The 17,147-nt window shown below is 60.2% G+C and carries 21 protein-coding genes; 12 read left to right on the forward strand and 9 right to left on the reverse strand.

Going from position 1 to position 17,147, the window contains the following annotated elements; genetic code table 11:
• Positions 1 to 49: 49 nt before the first annotated feature.
• The 3 genes from ACYP2Q_RS26135 to ACYP2Q_RS26145 are packed head-to-tail and all read left to right on the forward strand — an operon-like array spanning position 50 to position 3,099.
• On the forward strand, positions 50 to 2,038 hold the full coding sequence (locus ACYP2Q_RS26135; protein ID WP_459733116.1) for an FUSC family protein: 1,989 nt from the start codon (positions 50 to 52) through the stop codon (positions 2,036 to 2,038).
• The gene (locus ACYP2Q_RS26140; RefSeq protein WP_459733117.1) at positions 2,025 to 2,231 is read left to right on the forward strand and encodes a DUF1656 domain-containing protein; all 207 of its coding nucleotides are present in this window, start codon (positions 2,025 to 2,027) and stop codon (positions 2,229 to 2,231) included. Before ACYP2Q_RS26135 ends, ACYP2Q_RS26140 begins: the two co-directional genes overlap by 14 nt.
• Positions 2,232 to 2,241: 10 nt before the next feature.
• Complete coding sequence (locus ACYP2Q_RS26145) at positions 2,242 to 3,099, forward strand: efflux RND transporter periplasmic adaptor subunit (RefSeq protein WP_459733118.1); 858 nt, start codon at positions 2,242 to 2,244, stop codon at positions 3,097 to 3,099.
• A 64-nt stretch (positions 3,100 to 3,163) separates the two neighbouring features.
• On the opposite strand, the gene ACYP2Q_RS26150 is transcribed toward ACYP2Q_RS26145, so the two are convergent.
• Together ACYP2Q_RS26150 and ACYP2Q_RS26155 are read right to left on the reverse strand one after the other, a co-directional pair.
• Positions 3,164 to 3,634, reverse strand: coding sequence for a MaoC family dehydratase (locus ACYP2Q_RS26150; protein ID WP_274073393.1), 471 nt, complete (start codon positions 3,632 to 3,634; stop codon positions 3,164 to 3,166).
• 41 nt (positions 3,635 to 3,675) lie between these two features.
• The gene (locus tag ACYP2Q_RS26155) at positions 3,676 to 4,620 is read right to left on the reverse strand and encodes an alpha/beta hydrolase (protein WP_459733119.1); all 945 of its coding nucleotides are present in this window, start codon (positions 4,618 to 4,620) and stop codon (positions 3,676 to 3,678) included.
• A gap of 223 nt (positions 4,621 to 4,843) precedes the next feature.
• On the opposite strand from ACYP2Q_RS26155, the gene fadD2 reads away from it, so the two are divergent.
• Both fadD2 and fadD1 read left to right on the forward strand, forming a co-directional pair.
• Positions 4,844 to 6,532 (forward strand): long-chain-fatty-acid--CoA ligase FadD2, encoded by a 1,689-nt coding sequence (gene fadD2 / locus ACYP2Q_RS26160; RefSeq protein ID WP_459733120.1) that lies wholly within the window; start codon positions 4,844 to 4,846, stop codon positions 6,530 to 6,532.
• Between the two features lie 380 nt (positions 6,533 to 6,912).
• Complete coding sequence (fadD1, locus tag ACYP2Q_RS26165) at positions 6,913 to 8,610, forward strand: long-chain-fatty-acid--CoA ligase FadD1 (RefSeq protein WP_459733121.1); 1,698 nt, start codon at positions 6,913 to 6,915, stop codon at positions 8,608 to 8,610.
• Between the two features lie 120 nt (positions 8,611 to 8,730).
• Here the strand turns inward: fadD1 and ACYP2Q_RS26170 are convergent, their stop codons facing one another.
• Positions 8,731 to 9,108, reverse strand: a complete 378-nt coding sequence (locus tag ACYP2Q_RS26170) for a hypothetical protein (protein WP_459733122.1) — start codon at positions 9,106 to 9,108, stop codon at positions 8,731 to 8,733.
• A 197-nt stretch (positions 9,109 to 9,305) separates the two neighbouring features.
• Between ACYP2Q_RS26170 and ACYP2Q_RS26175 the strand changes: the two genes are divergently transcribed.
• From ACYP2Q_RS26175 to def, 3 genes are all read left to right on the forward strand, one after another.
• Entirely contained in the window at positions 9,306 to 9,497 is a 192-nt protein-coding gene (locus ACYP2Q_RS26175) for a CsbD family protein (RefSeq protein WP_020798093.1), read from the forward strand.
• Between the two features lie 177 nt (positions 9,498 to 9,674).
• Positions 9,675 to 10,634 carry a YihY/virulence factor BrkB family protein gene (locus ACYP2Q_RS26180; RefSeq protein WP_459733123.1) on the forward strand — a complete coding sequence of 320 codons (960 nt, stop codon included), beginning with the start codon at positions 9,675 to 9,677 and terminating at the stop codon, positions 10,632 to 10,634.
• A 2-nt stretch (positions 10,635 to 10,636) separates the two neighbouring features.
• Positions 10,637 to 11,176: a peptide deformylase gene (gene def / locus ACYP2Q_RS26185; RefSeq protein WP_459733124.1), complete on the forward strand. Its 540-nt coding sequence runs from the start codon at positions 10,637 to 10,639 to the stop codon at positions 11,174 to 11,176.
• Between the two features lie 3 nt (positions 11,177 to 11,179).
• Here def and ACYP2Q_RS26190 read toward each other — a convergent pair whose 3' ends face one another.
• From ACYP2Q_RS26190 to ACYP2Q_RS26210, 5 genes are all read right to left on the reverse strand, one after another.
• Entirely contained in the window at positions 11,180 to 11,590 is a 411-nt protein-coding gene (locus ACYP2Q_RS26190; RefSeq protein WP_459733125.1) for a GNAT family N-acetyltransferase, read from the reverse strand.
• Positions 11,591 to 11,887: 297 nt separating this feature from the next.
• Positions 11,888 to 12,094: an SEC-C metal-binding domain-containing protein gene (locus tag ACYP2Q_RS26195; protein WP_008056806.1), complete on the reverse strand. Its 207-nt coding sequence runs from the start codon at positions 12,092 to 12,094 to the stop codon at positions 11,888 to 11,890.
• 5 nt (positions 12,095 to 12,099) lie between these two features.
• Positions 12,100 to 12,585: an LEA/WHy family protein gene (locus ACYP2Q_RS26200; protein WP_459733126.1), complete on the reverse strand. Its 486-nt coding sequence runs from the start codon at positions 12,583 to 12,585 to the stop codon at positions 12,100 to 12,102.
• Positions 12,586 to 12,692: 107 nt separating this feature from the next.
• A complete protein-coding gene (locus ACYP2Q_RS26205; RefSeq protein WP_459733127.1) occupies positions 12,693 to 13,169 on the reverse strand; it encodes a YchJ family protein in 477 nt (158 codons plus the stop codon).
• A 4-nt stretch (positions 13,170 to 13,173) separates the two neighbouring features.
• On the reverse strand, positions 13,174 to 13,671 hold the full coding sequence (locus tag ACYP2Q_RS26210; RefSeq protein ID WP_459733128.1) for a DUF6231 family protein: 498 nt from the start codon (positions 13,669 to 13,671) through the stop codon (positions 13,174 to 13,176).
• Between the two features lie 190 nt (positions 13,672 to 13,861).
• Between ACYP2Q_RS26210 and ACYP2Q_RS26215 the strand changes: the two genes are divergently transcribed.
• The 4 genes from ACYP2Q_RS26215 to ACYP2Q_RS26230 all read left to right on the forward strand — a co-directional run bounded on the left by ACYP2Q_RS26215 (position 13,862) and on the right by ACYP2Q_RS26230 (position 16,541).
• Entirely contained in the window at positions 13,862 to 14,557 is a 696-nt protein-coding gene (locus ACYP2Q_RS26215; RefSeq protein ID WP_459733129.1) for an OmpA family protein, read from the forward strand.
• A gap of 90 nt (positions 14,558 to 14,647) precedes the next feature.
• Positions 14,648 to 15,364: an OmpA family protein gene (locus ACYP2Q_RS26220; protein ID WP_459733130.1), complete on the forward strand. Its 717-nt coding sequence runs from the start codon at positions 14,648 to 14,650 to the stop codon at positions 15,362 to 15,364.
• 147 nt (positions 15,365 to 15,511) lie between these two features.
• Positions 15,512 to 15,790 (forward strand): DUF1145 domain-containing protein, encoded by a 279-nt coding sequence (locus ACYP2Q_RS26225; protein WP_459733131.1) that lies wholly within the window; start codon positions 15,512 to 15,514, stop codon positions 15,788 to 15,790.
• The gene (locus ACYP2Q_RS26230; protein WP_459733132.1) at positions 15,783 to 16,541 is read left to right on the forward strand and encodes a collagen-like triple helix repeat-containing protein; all 759 of its coding nucleotides are present in this window, start codon (positions 15,783 to 15,785) and stop codon (positions 16,539 to 16,541) included. Before ACYP2Q_RS26225 ends, ACYP2Q_RS26230 begins: the two co-directional genes overlap by 8 nt.
• Before the next feature lie 48 nt (positions 16,542 to 16,589).
• Here the strand turns inward: ACYP2Q_RS26230 and ACYP2Q_RS26235 are convergent, their stop codons facing one another.
• Complete coding sequence (locus ACYP2Q_RS26235; protein ID WP_459733133.1) at positions 16,590 to 17,054, reverse strand: CopD family protein; 465 nt, start codon at positions 17,052 to 17,054, stop codon at positions 16,590 to 16,592.
• Positions 17,055 to 17,147: the final 93 nt, after the last annotated feature.

Consider the following 17,147-nt stretch of genomic DNA (forward strand, 5'->3'; position numbering starts at 1 on the left):
CCCGGCCGAAGCCGACTATCGTTAAACCGTCCTTTCAAGAGTCCATTTCGTGCCTATCACCCTGCAGGCTTTGTTCGCGCCTGACCGCCGCGCCGTGCAATTCGCGATCAAGACCCTGATCGGCGGGGGAGTGGCGCTGTGGCTCGCGTTGCGCTGGGGCCTGGAGCAACCGGCCTGGGCGTTGATGACGGCCTTCATCGTGGCCCAGCCGTTGTCCGGGATGGTGCTGCAAAAAGGCCTGGCGCGGCTGTTGGGGACTTTGGTCGGAACCGTCATGTCGGTGGTGTTCATGGGCGTCTTCGCCCAGACACCCTGGCTGTTCCTGCTGGCCCTGGCGTTGTGGCTCGGGCTGTGTACCGCAAGTTCAACGCTGTTGCGCAGCGCCTGGTCCTATTCATTCGTGCTGGCCGGTTACACGGTGGCGATCATTGCCTTGCCGGCCATCAACCATCCGCTGACGGTGTTCGATCAGGCCGTGGCGCGTTGCACGGAAATCTGCCTGGGGATTATCTGCGCCACCGCCAGCAGCGCCTTGCTCTGGCCGCTACGGGTCGAACGACAATTGGCCGATCAGGCCCGGGCCGCCTGGCAAAGCGGGATCAATGCCGCGCGGGCGACCCTGGCCGGCGACGGTCAGGCGCGCAAGGGCCTGCTGGAAATCCTCGGCAGAATCGTCGCGGTGGACGCCCAGCGTGAACATGCCTGGTTCGAAGGCAGCCGGGGTCGGCAGCGCGCGCGGGCCATCAGCGGCTTGAGCCAGAAGCTGTTGATGCTGTTGCGGATTGCCCGTTCGGTGCGTCGGCAGTGGAAGCAGTTGGAACCGCAGGAGTCCGAGCAGTTATTGCCCTGGATGAACGAAGTGCAGGAGGTGCTGGGCAGTGCCGATGCCGCGACCCTGCAAGCCTTGCGCCCGCGTTTGCTCGATGCTTCCCATGATCCGCGCATCAGTTCTGCGCAGAGTTATTGCCTGGTCCGTTTCACCTTGTTGATGGATACCGCCATGGCGGCCAACGCGGCGTTGAAAGCGGTGGAAGAGGGCCGTGACGCAGTGGTTCCGCCGAGAACCCTGACACCGCACCGCGACCTTTCGCTGGCCCTGGTCTTCGGTGCCCGCAGCGCCCTGGCCTTCCTGGTGGTGTCGTGCTTTTGGCTGGCAACCGCCTGGCCCGCCGCAGCCGGTGCGCTGGTGTTGACCTGTGTGGTCTGCAGCCTGTTTGCCAGCCGTGAGAACGGTGCGCAGATCGGCATGAGTTTCATGCGCGGTATTTTCCTGGCCATCCCCGCGGCATTTGTCGTCGGGCAGATCTTGCTGCCGCAATGGAGCAGTTTCGCCATGCTCTGCCTGGGCATGGGCGTGCCGCTGTTTTTTGGTGCGCTGGGCATGGCCAAACCGCAGATCGGCGCCACGGCCACTTCGTTCTGCCTGCATTTCATTGTGCTCGTGGCACCGTTGAACCAGATGCAGTTCGGTGTCGCGACCTTCTTCAACAGCGCCCAGGCCATGGTAATCGGCGTGGGTGCGGCCGTGCTGGCGTTCCACTTGCTGATCCTGCGCAACCCGACCTGGCATGGCCGACGCCTGCTGGCGGCCACCCTTGACGACCTGGTGCGCCTGACCCGGCGCAATCTGGCCGGCGCTGAAAGCTGGTTCGGCGGGCGCATGGCCGACCGTCTGCTGCAACTGGCGCGGCACTATCCGGAACTGCCCGAGCCGGCGCGCAGTCGCTGGGACGACGGCTTGCTCGGCCTGGACATCGGCGACGAACTGCTGCACTTGCGCTTGAGCCTGGCGGTGGCGCAGGTACCGGTCACGGCGCCGCAACGGCGTTACCTCGACAATCTGGAAAATGTCCTGCGCCAAGGCCCTGCCGGCAGCCGCGCCGAGGCATTGGCCGAACCGAGCGATGCATTGCTGCAAACCCTGTACGCCTTGCCCCCCAGCGATGCGGTGAAGCTGGCCCAGGGCGCGGTGCTGCAATTGCAAAACAGCTGGCGCGCCTGGTGCCGCCAGCAGGAGGACATTCATGGGCTTGCGTGAGTGGTCGGTGGGCGGCGTGCTGCTCAGCCCGTTCCTGATTTACCTGGTGCTGGCACTGCTGGTCACCGGCGCCTTGCGCCTGTTGTTGCGCCTGACATCGGTGAGTCGCTGGATCTGGCATGAAGCGTTATTCGATTGCGCCTTGTACGTCTGCGTATTGACCGTGATCACTGTCGTCCTCGGACCTTTATAAGGAGTTGAACATGCGTACCCCCGTACGTGTCGCAATAACCCTGTGCCTGGTGGCCGTGGCGATTTTTGCCGGCGTCCATTTGTGGCAGTACTACATGCTGACCCCCTGGACCCGCGACGCACGCATCCGTGCCGATGTGGTGGTGATTTCCCCGGATGTGTCGGGTTGGGTGCGCGAACTCAAGGCCTACGACAACCAGGAGGTCAAGGCCGGCGACCTGTTGCTGAGCATCGACCGCGATCGTTTCGAGGCTGCGCTTGAGAAGGCCCAGGCGGTGGTGCAGACCCGCCAGCAGCAACTCAATCTACGTGAGCGCGAAGCCAGCCGGCGTGCCAGTCTCGGGCCGCAGGCGATCAGTGCCGAGCTGCGGGAAAACGCGCAGATCAACGCCGGCATCGCCCGGGGCGAGTTACGCGAAGCCCAGGCGGAAGCCAAGGCCGCGCAAATCAATCTGGACCGCAGCCAGATCCACGCCCCGCGCAACGGGCACATCACCAACCTGCGCCTGGCCCAGGGCAATTATGTGAACGCCGGGCAGTCAGTCATGGCCTTGATCGACGACTCGACCTTCTATGTGCAGGCGTATTTCGAAGAAACCAAATTACCGCGGATTCGCGTCGGCGACCCGGTGAAAGTCTGGTTGATGAGCGCCGGGGATGCCTTGCAGGGGACGGTGGAAAGCATCAGCCGGGGGATTACCGACCGCAATACCACCCCGGATGGGCAGTTGCTGGCGGAGGTCGAGCCGACGTTCAACTGGGTTCGGCTGGCGCAACGGATTCCGGTGCGGATCAAACTGGACAAGTTGCCTGAAGGACTCAACCTGAGTGCGGGAATGACGGCGAGTGTGCAGGTGCAGGAACCTTAAAAGCAAAAGATCGCAGCCTTGTAGGAGCTGTCGAGTGAAACGAGGCTGCGATCTTTTAACGTAATCAACCGATACTGATCGCCGGCAATTCGGTCAGCGTCACCGACTGTTGCTTACGCGGCGCGAGGATCTCCGCCTCGCCATCCACCACGAGTTCGTCGCGCTGGTTGAACACGCGAGTAGCGATGCGCACACGAAACTTTGGCAGTTTCTCGAGGATTTCCAGGCGTACCGTCAGGGTGTCGCCAATTTTTACCGGCTTCTGGAAGCTCATCTGCTGACCAATGTAGATGGTGCCCGGCCCAGGCAGCTCGCAGGCGACCGCGGCACTGATCAGCGCACCGCTGAACATGCCGTGGGCGATACGCTCCTTGAACATGGTGGTCGCGGCGTATTCGGCGTCCAGGTGCACCGGGTTGTGGTCGCCGGACATTGCGGCGAACAGCTGGATGTCACGCTCTTCGACGGTTTTGCTGAAGCTGGCGGTCTGGCCGATTTCGAGGGCTTCGTAAGGGGTGTTGGTAACTTGGGTCATGTGTCTGGATTCCTGTGACGAATTAAAAAATTCACAAAAAACTATTCGGTTCGGTGTGGTCGCGGATTGCTCAACGTCTGGCTGATCCAGGCCAACACGTCGCTCGTCACTTCATCGCGATTGATGTCGTTGAACAGTTCGTGCCGTGCCTGCGGGTAAACGGTCAGTTGCAGGCTCTGGCTGCCAGCCTCGCGCAGCGCGTTGGCCAGATCTTTCAGACGCTTGCCCTCACTCACCGGATCACATTCGCCGCCAATCACCAGCAACGGCAGGCCCGGATCGATCTGGGCGAGATTGGACGCTTTGCTGATTTGCTGCAAGCCGCCGAGTAAATCGATCCACAGTTGGTTGGTGCAGCGAAAGCCGCACAGCGGATCGTTGGCGTACAGGTCGACCTCCGCCGGATCACGGCTGAGCCAGTCGAAGCGGGTGCGCGCCGGCTTGAATCTCTTGTTGAACGAGCCGAACGACAGCCATTCGATCAGGGCGCTGCGGCCCTTGGGGCCCTGGCGCAGGCATTCGACACGGGCGATCTGGCGTGCCGCGCGATACAGGGCCACGGGCTGGAAGTTCGAACCGCTGAGAATGGCCCCGTGCAGGCTGGCGCTATGGTGCAACAGGTAGGCCTGGGCGATGTAGCTGCCCATGCTGTGTCCCAGCAACACGATGGGCACCCCGGGGTGCTGCTGGCCTATGTGCTGGTTGAGGCACGCCAGGTCGCCCACCACCTTGGTCCAACCGTCGCTGTCGGCGAAATGGCCGAGCGTCCCGTTTTCGGCAGTTTTGCCATGTCCGCGCAGGTCCGGCGCGTAGACGCCGTAGCCCTGATCGCAGATTTTTTCCGCCAGGCGCGCATAGCGACCGCTGTGTTCTGCCATGCCGTGGGCCAGCAGGATCACGGCCCTGGGGCTGCCAGAAGGCAGCCACTGGTTGACGTAAAGGCGGCTGCGGTCACTGGTGGTCAGCCAGAACGTGTCGTGGATCATGGCGATTCCTTTCCATGCATGGGCGCGAGGTGGTTGCATTGTATAGCGCATAACGGCGCTGGCATCAGCCCACGCCACGGCGGGAAGATTCACACGGTCTATGACGCCTTTGCCCATATTTGCCTGATTCGCCATAGCTGCTAGTGTCCGTGAAGCTCCGCGTTCTGTTATTGAAATGACAGATCAGCGGCCCGGATCGGTTCAGGTAAAGAGGACAAGAACAATGCAACCTGATTTCTGGAATGACAAACGCCCGGCCGGCGTCCCCCTGGACATTGATGTCGCTGAATACAAGTCGGTCATCGAGGTGTTCGAACGTTCCTGCAAGAAGTTCGCTGATCGCCCGGCCTTCACCAACATGGGCGTGACCCTGACCTACGCTGAACTGGAACGCTACAGCGCAGCGTTCGCCGGCTATCTGCAAGCCCATACCGACCTGGTGCCGGGGGATCGCATCGCGGTGCAGATGCCCAACGTCCTGCAATACCCCATCGCCGTGTTCGGCGCCTTGCGCGCCGGGCTGATCGTGGTCAACACCAACCCGCTGTACACCGCGCGGGAGATGCGTCACCAGTTCAAGGATTCCGGTGCCCGGGCACTGGTGTACCTGAACATGTTCGGGCAGAAGGTCCAGCAAGTGCTGCCCGACACTGACATCCAGTACCTGATCGAAGCGAAGATGGGCGACCTGATGCCGGCCGCCAAGGGCTGGCTGGTCAACACGCTGGTGAGCAAGGTGAAGAAAATGGTCCCGGCCTATTCCTTGCCCCAGGCGATTTCCTTCAAGAGTGCCTTGCGCATGGGCCGAGGCCTGGGCATCAAGGCGTTGAAGGCAGGCCTCAATGACATCGCCGTGCTGCAATACACCGGTGGCACCACCGGCCTGGCCAAGGGCGCGATGCTGACCCACGGCAACCTGGTGGCGAACATGCAGCAGGCCCGGGCCTGTCTCGGCCAGTTCGCGGCCGACGGCCGGCCGCTGCTGCGCGAAGGCCAGGAAGTGATGATCGCGCCGCTGCCGCTGTACCACATCTATGCGTTCACGGCCAATTGCATGTGCATGATGGTGACCGGCAATCACAACGTGCTGATCACCAATCCCCGGGACATCGGCGCTTTCATCAAGGAGCTGAAAAACTGGCGGTTCTCGGCATTGCTGGGGCTCAACACGTTGTTCGTCGCGCTGATGGATCACCCGGACTTCAAGACCCTGGACTTCTCCAGCCTCAAGCTCACCAACTCCGGCGGCACCGCCCTGGTCAAGGCCACGGCCGAGCGCTGGGAGCAACTGACCGGTTGCCGCATCACCGAAGGCTACGGCCTGACCGAAACCTCGCCGGTGGCCTGCACCAACCCCTATGGCGACCAGTCACGCATTGGCACGGTTGGCCTGCCGGTGCCGGGCACCACGCTGAAGGTGATCAACGACGAAGGCGTCGAGCAGCCATTGGGCGAACGCGGCGAGCTGTGCATCAAGGGCCCGCAGATCATGAAGGGCTACTGGCAGAAACCCGAGGCGACCAACGAAGTGCTGGATACCGAGGGCTGGTTCAAATCCGGCGACATCGCGGTGATCGACCCGGACGGCTTCGTGCGCATCGTCGATCGCAAGAAAGACATGATCATCGTCTCGGGCTTCAACGTGTACCCGAACGAAATCGAAGACGTAGTCATGGCTCACCCGAAAGTCGCCAACTGCGCGGTGATCGGTGTGCCGGACGAGCGTTCGGGCGAGGCGGTGAAGTTGTTCGTGGTGGCCCGTGAGACGGGGGTCAGCCTTGAAGAGCTGAAGGCCTACTGCAAGGAAAACTTCACGGCGTACAAAGTACCCAAGCACATCGTCTTGCGTGAGTCGTTGCCGATGACGCCGGTGGGCAAGATCCTGCGGCGGGAGTTGCGGGATATCGCCTGATCGGTGAATGGCCGCGCTTCGCGCGGATCCTGTAGGAGCGAGCTTGCTCGCGAAGGTCGTGAACGATGACGCGATAAACCAGATGCCCGGTGCCGGCCTTGGGTTTTTCGCGAGCAAGCTCGCTCCTACAGGTCCCGGTTTTCGGGGGTTTCAAGGTGATATAGGTTTTTTGCTCTAAAATGACCGCTTGTCATTCTTGAGTCACGATTGTGACTGTAGAGGCCGCTTTTGGCTCTAGGCGACCCTTGGCAAAGCTGCTACTCTCGGCGCGTTTTGTGCTTCTCGGCCTGTATGAAAGCCCAGATTCACCAATAATCAAACACCAATAATAATCGCATTAAATGCGGTGCTGAATTCGCGTTGCTGAGGAGTGGGCTTCCATGATCGAAGACTTTTGGAAGGATAAGTACCCAGCTGGAATTGCTGCCGACATCAATCCAGACGAGTACCCGAATATTCAGGCAGTGTTGAAGCAATCCTGCCAACGCTTCGCCAACAAACCGGCATTCAGCAACCTGGGCAGGACCATTACCTACGGTGAACTGTACGAATTGTCCGGTGCCTTTGCCGCGTACCTGCAACAGCATACCGATTTGCAGCCGGGCGATCGAATCGCCGTGCAACTGCCGAACGTATTGCAGTACCCGGTTGCCGTCTTCGGTGCCATCCGCGCCGGGTTGATCGTGGTCAACACCAACCCGCTGTACACCGCGCGGGAAATGGAGCACCAGTTCAACGACTCCGGTGCCAAGGCCCTGGTTTGCCTGGCCAACATGGCGCACCTGGCGCAAACCGTGGTGCCGAAAACCGGGGTCAAGCACGTCATCGTCACGGAAGTGGCGGACCTGTTGCCACCGCTCAAGCGTCTGCTGATCAACAGCGTGATCAAGTACGTGAAGAAGATGGTGCCGGCCTATCACTTGCCAAAAGCGGTGAAGTTCAACGACGTGTTGAGCAAGGGCCATGGCCAACCCGTGACCGAAGCCAACCCTGCCAGCAGCGATGTCGCGGTGCTGCAATACACCGGCGGCACCACCGGCGTGGCCAAGGGCGCGATGCTGACCCACCGCAACCTGGTGGCGAACATGCTGCAGTGCAAGGCACTGATGGGGTCCAACCTCAATGAAGGTTGCGAGATCCTGATCACGCCGCTGCCGCTGTACCACATCTATGCGTTCACCTTTCATTGCATGGCGATGATGCTGATCGGCAACCACAACATCCTGATCAGCAACCCGCGCGACCTGCCGGCGATGGTCAAGGAACTGTCGAAGTGGAAGTTCAGCGGTTTCGTCGGCCTCAACACCCTGTTCGTGGCCCTGTGCAACAACGAAGGCTTCCGCAAACTGGATTTCTCGGCGTTGAAAGTCACCCTGTCCGGCGGCATGGCCCTGCAACTGGCAGCGGCGGAGCGCTGGAAAGCGGTTACCGGTTGCGCCATCTGCGAAGGTTACGGCATGACCGAAACCAGCCCGGTGGCCACGGTCAACCCGATCCAGAACATCCAGATCGGCACCATCGGCATCCCGGTGCCGTCGACCCTGTGCAAAATCGTCGACGATTCTGGTGTCGAACAGCCAATGGGCGAAATCGGCGAGCTCTGTGTCAAAGGCCCGCAAGTCATGAAGGGTTACTGGCAACGTCAGGAAGCCACCGATGAAATCCTCGACAGCGAAGGCTGGTTGAAGACCGGTGACATCGCGCTGATCCAGGCGGACGGCTACATGCGCATCGTCGATCGCAAGAAAGACATGATCCTGGTCTCCGGTTTCAACGTGTACCCGAACGAGCTGGAAGACGTACTGGCGACCCTGCCGGGTGTGCTGCAATGCGCAGCCATCGGCGTGCCGGACGAGAAGTCGGGAGAGGCGATCAAGATTTTCATCGTCGCCAAACCGGGCGTGACCCTGACCAAGGAACAGGTGATGGAGCACATGCGCGCCAACGTCACCGGCTACAAGGTCCCACGCTCCGTGGAATTCCGCGATGCGCTGCCGACCACCAATGTCGGCAAGATCCTGCGTCGTGAATTGCGCGATGAAGAGTTGAAGAAGATCAAGGCGAAGAACGCCGCGTAAAACAAAAAGCCCCGCAGATGCGGGGCTTTTTTTAAGATCAAAAGATCGCAGCCTGCGGCAGTTCCTACAGGGGTACGTATTTCAATGTAGGAGCTGCCGCAGGCTGCGATCTTTTGATTTTTATTGACGGAACGGCGCGAAATTGACGTTGGTGCCCGCCGGGCGCATGTCCTGCAGGAACGAGTCCTTGTCAGCGCTCAGTTCCAGGCTCAACGCCGCCTTGCGCTTGCCTTCGTTGCGCACCACCAGGCCTTCGAGCTTCTCGCGCAGAAACACGGTCGGTACTTTGAGGTGCAGCAGTTGGTCGGTGTCCGGGCTGTGCATCAGCAGGTGAATCCACTCGTACTGACCCACGGCCAGGCGTGACACCGGGATATCAAACCACCAGATGTTGCGGTTGCGGTTCAGTTCGGTGAAGTGGCAGTTGTTGACACCAAGCACAGCACCGCCGAGTTCCAGGTTTCTGCGGGCAATGGCCTGCTTTTTATCGAGTTTCATAACATTCCTACAAAATTGGATCTTCAGCGCCAGGGCCTGAATACGTTACACATTCTCGAGGGTTGGCCGGTAAACATAAAGCCCAACCTGCGCGGATCGATAAAATGTCGCGGTGAAAATAAATGAAACTCCGTGCAAACGCCTCCGGTCAACCTTCTGTAACCACTTTATTCATCAATATGTTCAGGAGAAACACCATGAGCAGCACAGGCGATAAAGTCAAAGGTATGGCCAACGAAGCAGCCGGCAACGTCAAGCAAGGTGTCGGTAAAGCAACCGGTAACGACAAAATGCGCGCCGAAGGCGTGGTGCAGGAAAAGAAAGGCGAAGCTCAGCAAGCTGTGGGCAAAGCCAAGGACGCTGTCAAAAAAGGCGTCGACAAGGCCTGATTCGGCCTTTGATCGGCGACAGCGACGGCCATCTACGGATGGCCGTTTTTGTGTCAGCCTGAACTTGAGCAGGGAAATTGTTTCAAAGTCGCCAGATAATCTACTTTTGATGTAGAAAACAGCCCCTGAGTCGCCACGACTTCAACCTTATCCTGATTGCGGCGAATGGAGACGCTAATGATTTTTCCGGACATGAAAGGTCTGCCCATGCACCGTGTGATGATGCGCACGGTCACTGAGTTCGTCGACGACGAGATGTCGACCTATGCCTCGGCGCTGGCTTATCAGATGCTGTTCTCGCTGTTCCCTTTCATTCTGTTCCTGATCGCCCTGATTGGTTTCCTGCACCTGCCGGACTTCTTTTCCTGGCTGCGCCTGCAATCGGAACTGGTGTTGCCGCCCCAGGCGCTGGAGCAGGTCAACCCGGTGATCGATCAGCTTCAGCAATCCAAGGGTGGCCTGTTGTCGGTGGGTATCGTGATTGCCCTGTGGACCGCTTCGGCCGGTGTGCGGCTGATGATGAGCGCAATGAACGCCGCCTACGATGTGGTAGAAGGCCGTCCGGCGTGGAAACGTTTTCCACTGTCGATCATCTACACCGTCGGCATCGCCGGCATGCTGTTGATCGCTGCCGCGCTGATGGTGCTCGGCCCGCAAGTGATGAGCTGGATCGCCGCGCAAGTCGGTCTCGAGTACTTCATCGTCACCCTCTGGACCGTCGCACGCTGGCCGGTGATCGTGATCCTGCTGATGGTCGCCGTGGCGCTGATCTATTACGTCATGCCTGACGTCAAGCAAGAGTTTCGCTTCATCACACCCGGCTCCGTCCTTGCGGTGGTGGTGTGGATCATCGCGTCGCTGGGTTTCGGTCTGTACGTCAAGGAGTTCGCCAACTACAACGCCATGTATGGCAGTATCGGCGCGATCATTGTGCTATTGCTGTATTTCTATATTTCCGCCGCGGTGTTGCTGCTGGGCGCGGAGATGAATGCGGTGATCGAGCACATGTCGCGAGAGGGCAAGGACCCTGGTGAAAAGGTCCCCGGCGAGCATGGCCCAGTGCATGAGGAAAAACAGCACGTGTCCGGACTGGGCCGCGATCATTCACAACCGAAACCGACCATAGACGAAACCTGACCATGATTCGTGAAATTCTGAAGATGGGCGATGAGCGCCTGTTGCGCATTGCCCCGCCGGTACAAGCCGAGATGTTCGACAGCCCCGAATTGTGGCAACTGATCGACGACATGTTCCAGACCATGGAAAGCGTCGGCGGAGTTGGCCTGGCCGCGCCCCAGATCGGCGTCGACCTGCAACTGGTGATCTTCGGCTTCGAGCACAGCGAACGTTACCCGGACGCCGAAGCGGTGCCGCAGACCATCCTGATCAATCCGCTGATCACGCCGCTGAGCCCGATCCTGGAAGAAGGCTTCGAAGGTTGCCTGTCGGTGCCTGGGCTGCGCGGCGCGGTGGATCGCTATCAACACATCCGCTACGAAGGCTTCGATCCCAAGGGCGAGCCTATCGTGCGCATCGCTTCGGGCTTTCATGCGCGGGTGGTGCAGCATGAGTGCGATCACCTGATCGGTCGGTTGTACCCGTCGCGCATCAGCGATTTCAGCAAGTTCGGGTTTACCGAGGTGATGTTCCCGGATCTCGATCCCAACGCGGACGACTGATCTCTAGCGCTCCAGGCCCATGGCAATCATCGGCTTGCTGCGCGCGTAGCGACTCAGGCGCTCGACCATGGCGTAAGGCATCGGCGGATCGAAGACGAAGCCACGACGCTGATAAAAATCCCGCAAGTGCGGATGACAGAACAGCCATACCGGGCTTTCAACCTGGATGACTGCCGCACCGATCAAGGCAGCGGCGACACCCTGCCCGCGACAGGCCGGGTCGACAAACAGCCCGGTCAGCCAATACCCGCCGGCCACCGGCCGCAAACACAGCGCACCGATGATCCCGTCGCGCCGCGCCACCCACAATTGTGCATCGCGGACCGCCTTCATCGACGATTGGTGGGCGCGATAAAACTTGTTCATCAACGGCCATAACGGCTCGTCGAGCCGGGTGTACTGGATATCGGGCATGGTCTGGAACTGTCGGTGCGCAAAGCTTGCGATTATAAAAGAACACGCCGGCGGCGATAGGTGTATACCTGATCTCACATCCCAGTCAGTGGAGTACGCATCATGTCCAAAGGTATGGATTCAAAGAAAGCAGCGAAGAAAAAACCGCTGAAATCGGCGATCGAAAAGCGCTCGGAAAAGAAAGCCAAGAAGGTGGGCGTGTTCGGTCATTGATCGGGTGCTGATGACCGCTCCCATGCAACATGGGAGCGGTACAGGCAATGATGCCGGTGTCTACAGAGAGATGGCTTCAGTCAATCAAGCGCCGTGGCACTTCTTGAACTTCTTGCCGTTGCCGCATGGGCAAGGATCGTTGCGGCCAACGTCTTTCAAGGCGTTGCGCACCGGTTCCTGGTGGGCGTGGCCGCAGTTCGGGCCGTGGACATGGCCATGGTCGTGATCATGCTGGTGGTGGTCATGATCGTGGTTGCAGTCTGGGCCATGGACATGGGGTTGCTGGGTCATCGGGGTTACTCCGGAATTAGATCGGCGGGGATTATCACGCCATTACGCGCCAGGTGCACGTAGTGGGCGATGAATAAACCGGTTTCCATCTCACCTTCCAGACGATAGGGAACGGCCTGCTTGGGGTTTTTCAGCTGTTTGACCAGGTCCTTGACCTTGGGCCACAGGTTTGTGCGGATCGGGACCTTGTAGAAACGGCTGCTCTTGGGGTTTACGGTGACCCAGTGCTCATGCTCGCCTTCGGCCAGCAGGATCTCGCCCAAGTGGATGCGATACTCCAGGCCACGTACGGTGAGCTCGCTGTCGTTGCGGTTGTCGATGCGAAAATGCAGGACAAACCGTTGCTCCATCAGCTTGGCTCGCACCACTTCGACCCTGACCAGATGCACCTCGGGGTCCGGCTCATCGCTGCTGAACCAGGATGCGCAGCCGCCGAGCCACAGGCAAAGAGCCAGCATGAGCAGGATGCGTTCGAGTCTCTGGGTGATCATGGTCGTTTCTCCCTGACCCCTGTAGGAGCTGGCTTGCCAGCGAAGGCGGTATGATGGGCACACCGCGTCGTATGCATCGCCAGCAAGCCGGCTCCTACAGATCGGGGTCAGCTACCGAAATACCCCGAACAGCACTTCTTGAACTTATGCCCGCTGGCGCAAGGGCAGGTGTCGTTGCGCCCGATGTCCAGTTGCACGGTAGGGTCGATGAAGTACCAGCGCCCGGCATTCTGTACGAACGACGAGCGTTCGCGGTGGCTGTGTTCGCCGCTGCCGTCGTGCCAGCGTGCGGTGAACGTGACGAAGGCATGCTCCGGCTGGCCGCCGAGCACTTCGGAGCTTTCCACTTCAAGGCCCAGCCAGGTGCTCTGGGCGCTCCAGTCAGTGATCGATTGACGGTCGAGTCCGGCCTGCTGGGCGGGCAGGGTGGTTGCCACCAGGTAATCGATCAGGCCCAGCACGTAGGCGCTATAGCGCGAGCGCATCAGGGCTTCGGCGCAGGGTGCCGGATGTCCGGCATGGTAATGGCCGCAGCAGGCGTCGAGCAGGGTGCCGCTGCCGCAAGGGCAAATGGATGTACTCATTGCGTTACCACCAATATTTCCCGAAATTTTCCGGATTGGCCCAGAACCGCGAGTTGAGCCAGTCGGGCACCTGTTTGTAGTCAAGCAGATCATAGGTGAATAGGGTCAGCACCTGCTCGTCACGCTGGAAGCGTTCGCTGGCTTGCAGCGCCAGGGAGAAAAAATCCGTTTCCTGCCAGCCGCTCGCCGGCAAGTCGGCCAGCACCGCGATGCGGCTGGCGTTGAGGTTGCGAATGCCGCCGAGCAGGTTCAGGCCATCACGCTTGGGCAGATGTTCGAGGCAGTCGACCACCAGCGCCAGGTCAAAGCGCAGCGCCGCCAAGTCTGCGGGCAACGGCCCGGGCGCTGCGTGCGCCACGCTGCTGTCCGGATGCGCCAGCTTGAAAGCCTCAAGCGCGGGGAACTCGCTGGCGCCAATCAACAACAGGCGCGCGGGGGTGTATCGGTCGAGCAAAGCGGCCAGCGCCTGCTGTGGCGTGCGCGAAGAAATAGCTGCAATCATCGAAGATCCTCAATCAGATTTGCCAAGACTAGCCTGCCCGCCAGTTCGATCCTAGAGCGCGTTTGCGGCAAAAGTCACGATCCCCCGTGAACACGAGACAAAACTGCTATGGCCTATTGCTGGCGGAGATTAAAAGTCCGGTCTTTACTCCCTGAATCGGTTCCAAGCCGATCCTTCAGGAGAAAACTAGATGAGCATAGTTCGGACAGCATTACCCCTGGTTCTGCTAACCAGTGTGTTGACTGGTTGCGCAGGTTTGCAGAAAACCGACTGGCCGACCTGTGCGGCGGTCGGTGGTGTCGTAGGTGCGGGTCTCGGTGCTACCGAGAGTTCATCATGGGCCGGTTATGGCGCGTTGGTAGTCGGTGCTACGGCGGCAGCCTATTGCTGGGTTCACGGTGATGGTGACGAAGATGGTGATGGTGTGCTCGACAGCCGCGACAAGTGCCCGGGCACGCCAAAAGGCGTGCGGGTCGATGCCGACGGCTGCCCACCACCAGCACCTGCTCCAGTGGTTGAAGAAGCCGTGGTGGTCAAGGAAGAAACCATCGTCATTCGCGATGTCAACTTCCAGTTCGACTCGGCCAAGCTGACCGCCGCCGATAAAGACAAGCTCAACACCATTGCCACTCGCCTGAAACAGGAAGCTGCCAGTGCCCGACTGACCGTGACCGGTCACACCGACAGCGTGGGCAGTGATGCCTACAACCAGAAACTGTCGGATAAACGCGCCCATTCGGTGGTGGAATATCTGATCGAAAGCGGTGTGCCACGCAGCAGCTTCGTGTCGGTCACCGGGGCCGGTGAAAGCCAGCCGGTTGCAGACAACAAAACTGCTGACGGCCGCGCGATGAACCGTCGCACGGAAATCAAAATCAACCGCTAAACCCCTGGTATCCACGGCTTGTGCAGTCGTGGATGCGGGTCTTTACTCCTGTGTAACCGGCATCGGCCGGTGACACAGGAGCTTTCAAAAATGAGCAATCTCACACGGACCGTCTTGCCGGTTCTGCTGCTTGGCAGCCTGTTGACCGGTTGCGCTACTCACAGCGATGGCACTGCCCCCCTCAATCAACGTACCTGGCCGATCTGCAGCCTCATTGGCGGACTCGTCGGCGGAGGTCTGGGCGCTCTCGAAAGTAGCGGTTGGGCGGCCGGTGGAGCGGCGCTTGGTGTCTTGACCGGTGGTTTGATCTGTTATGCCCAGGACGGCGACGAAGACGACGATGGTGTATTCGACCGTCGCGATCGCTGCCCCGACACGCCCGCCAATACCCCTGTGGAACACCATGGTTGCCCGCTGCCGCAATACCCGGCCAGCGCGAAACCCGAACCTGTGCAAGCCGAAGTCATCACCTTGAGCGATGCCGACGAGGTGCTGTTTGCCTTCAATAGCGCTGACTTGACCCCCTCCATGCAAAGCAAACTCGATTCGATCATGGGCAAACTGCAGGATGCCAGCGTCGCGAGTATCAAGGTGGTCGGTCATACCGACAGCGTCGGATCGGATGAGTACAACCTGGACCTGTCGCAGAAACGTGCGAGCAGTGTCGCAGGATATCTGCTGGGCCAGGGCGTTGCACCGAACAAGGTCACCAGCGAAGGCAAGGGTGAAAGTGAGCCTGTTGCCGATAATGAGACCGAAGAAGGGCGCGCGAAAAACCGCCGCGTGGAGTTGCACGTCAATCGCTGAGCCGCGCATTAGAGCCGTCGGGCGATGATTTACGTCGTTCCGTCGGCCATTTGCCATCTTCCTGGAGAATTTCCATTTGCCCTCTGGCTTATCCTGCACGGAAGCCGTTACTGTGCGAGCAAATAATAATTCTCATCGGGAGCGCGTATGAAGGTGATATGGGGGCTGGGGAAGCTGTTGACCCTGGTGTTCTGGCTGGTGGTGCTGGTTAATCAGCTCACGCCGTTCGTCTATCCGCTGCACCTGCTGGTCGACCTGGTCGGCTGCCTGCTGGCGGGTCTTCATCTGTTGGAGGCGGTGTTCTGCTTCCGTACGCTAAGGGGCCGCGCCCACCCCTGGCTCGATCGCCTGAAGATCCTCTTTTTCGGCGTTTTCCACCTGCAAACCATCCCGGCTCCCACCGTATCTAAGGCTTCCCATGCGTAAACTCTGTCTGCTCGCCGCACTCATCAGTCCATTGGCTTGCGCCCAAGTGGTGAGCGTCGAAACCAACTCGTTGATGCGCCTGCCCAACACCGCCAGCACCTTGCAACTGGAACGCCTGGAAGTGGCCGATTACGGCACCTTGCTGATTCCCTCGAACGTGACCGAAGTCACCGTCGGCGAACTGCACCTGGGCCGCGACGCACGAATTACCATCGTCCCCGGCGAACAGGCACTGGAGCTCAAGGTCAATCGTGCCGAGCTGTCCGAGGGCAGCCAGATCACCGCGCGCGGTGCACCGGGGACTTACCAGAAGGCAGCCCGTTCCGGGCGCAATCTGAACTTGCAGATCAAAGCCCTGAAGGCGCCGCAACTGCTGGTGGATGCTCGTGGTGGCGCGGGTGCGCCGGGGTTTGTCGGCCTCGACGGGGCCAACGGCCAGGCCCCGGGTTGCGCCTGGGGCCAGGCGGGTCGCGGTGCCGATGGCAGCGACGGCAGTGATGGCCAGGCAGGTGCGCCTGGCGCGGCGGTCAGGCTGGCAGTGCCGCACGATTACCCGGCAGACAAGATCAAGGTTCAAGTGGCCGGCGGTGCCGGTGGCGTGGCCGGGCCTGGCGGCAAGCCAGGGGCGGGCGGTAAAGCCAAGGGCTGCCTGGTCTACAAGGCCGACGGCGGCAAGAGCGGCAAGCCTGGCGTTGATGGGCAACCAGGGGTGGAGGGCGCTGCGGGGTCGGTGACCGTGCAGCGTTTGTAAACCCCCGCAGAGTGATCGTTCCCACCGCTGCGCGTGGGAGCGATCACCTCACAACACTGGCCGAATCGCTGCAATCGCCACCAACACCAAACCTACAATCAAATTGATCCCCACCAACCGACGAATCCTTCCCAGCACTGCAGCCCCCGCCGGCCAATCCTGGGCCGTCACCGCCGTGCGCAATTCGGGCAACATCAACGCCTGGATCCGGATGAACAGCGCGGTCATTACCACATACAACCCCATCATCACCTGCACATAACGCGGTGCGCTTTCAAAACCTGTGTATTGCAGATGAATCATGCCGACGCCGCTGATCGGTAACAGCACCACCGCAACCCATACCCAGCGGAAAAAACCTTGAAACACTTCCACCCACAGCTTCAGCCGGGCAGGGCCCTCCAGTGCCTTCAATGCCGCGGGGCGCAAGACCATCCAGGCGAAAAACATGCCGCCGACCCAGACCAGGGCTGCCAGTACATGCAGGCTATAAATGAGGCTAAAAGGTGTCATCGGGTTACTCCGTTCTGCGCGGGATTCGTTAGCGGGGTATGATAGCGGCCGAACCGAACCACTGAAAATTTATCCAGCGTTTTTTGCGCCCGA

This window comes from Pseudomonas sp. MHK4 (genome assembly GCF_054600775.1).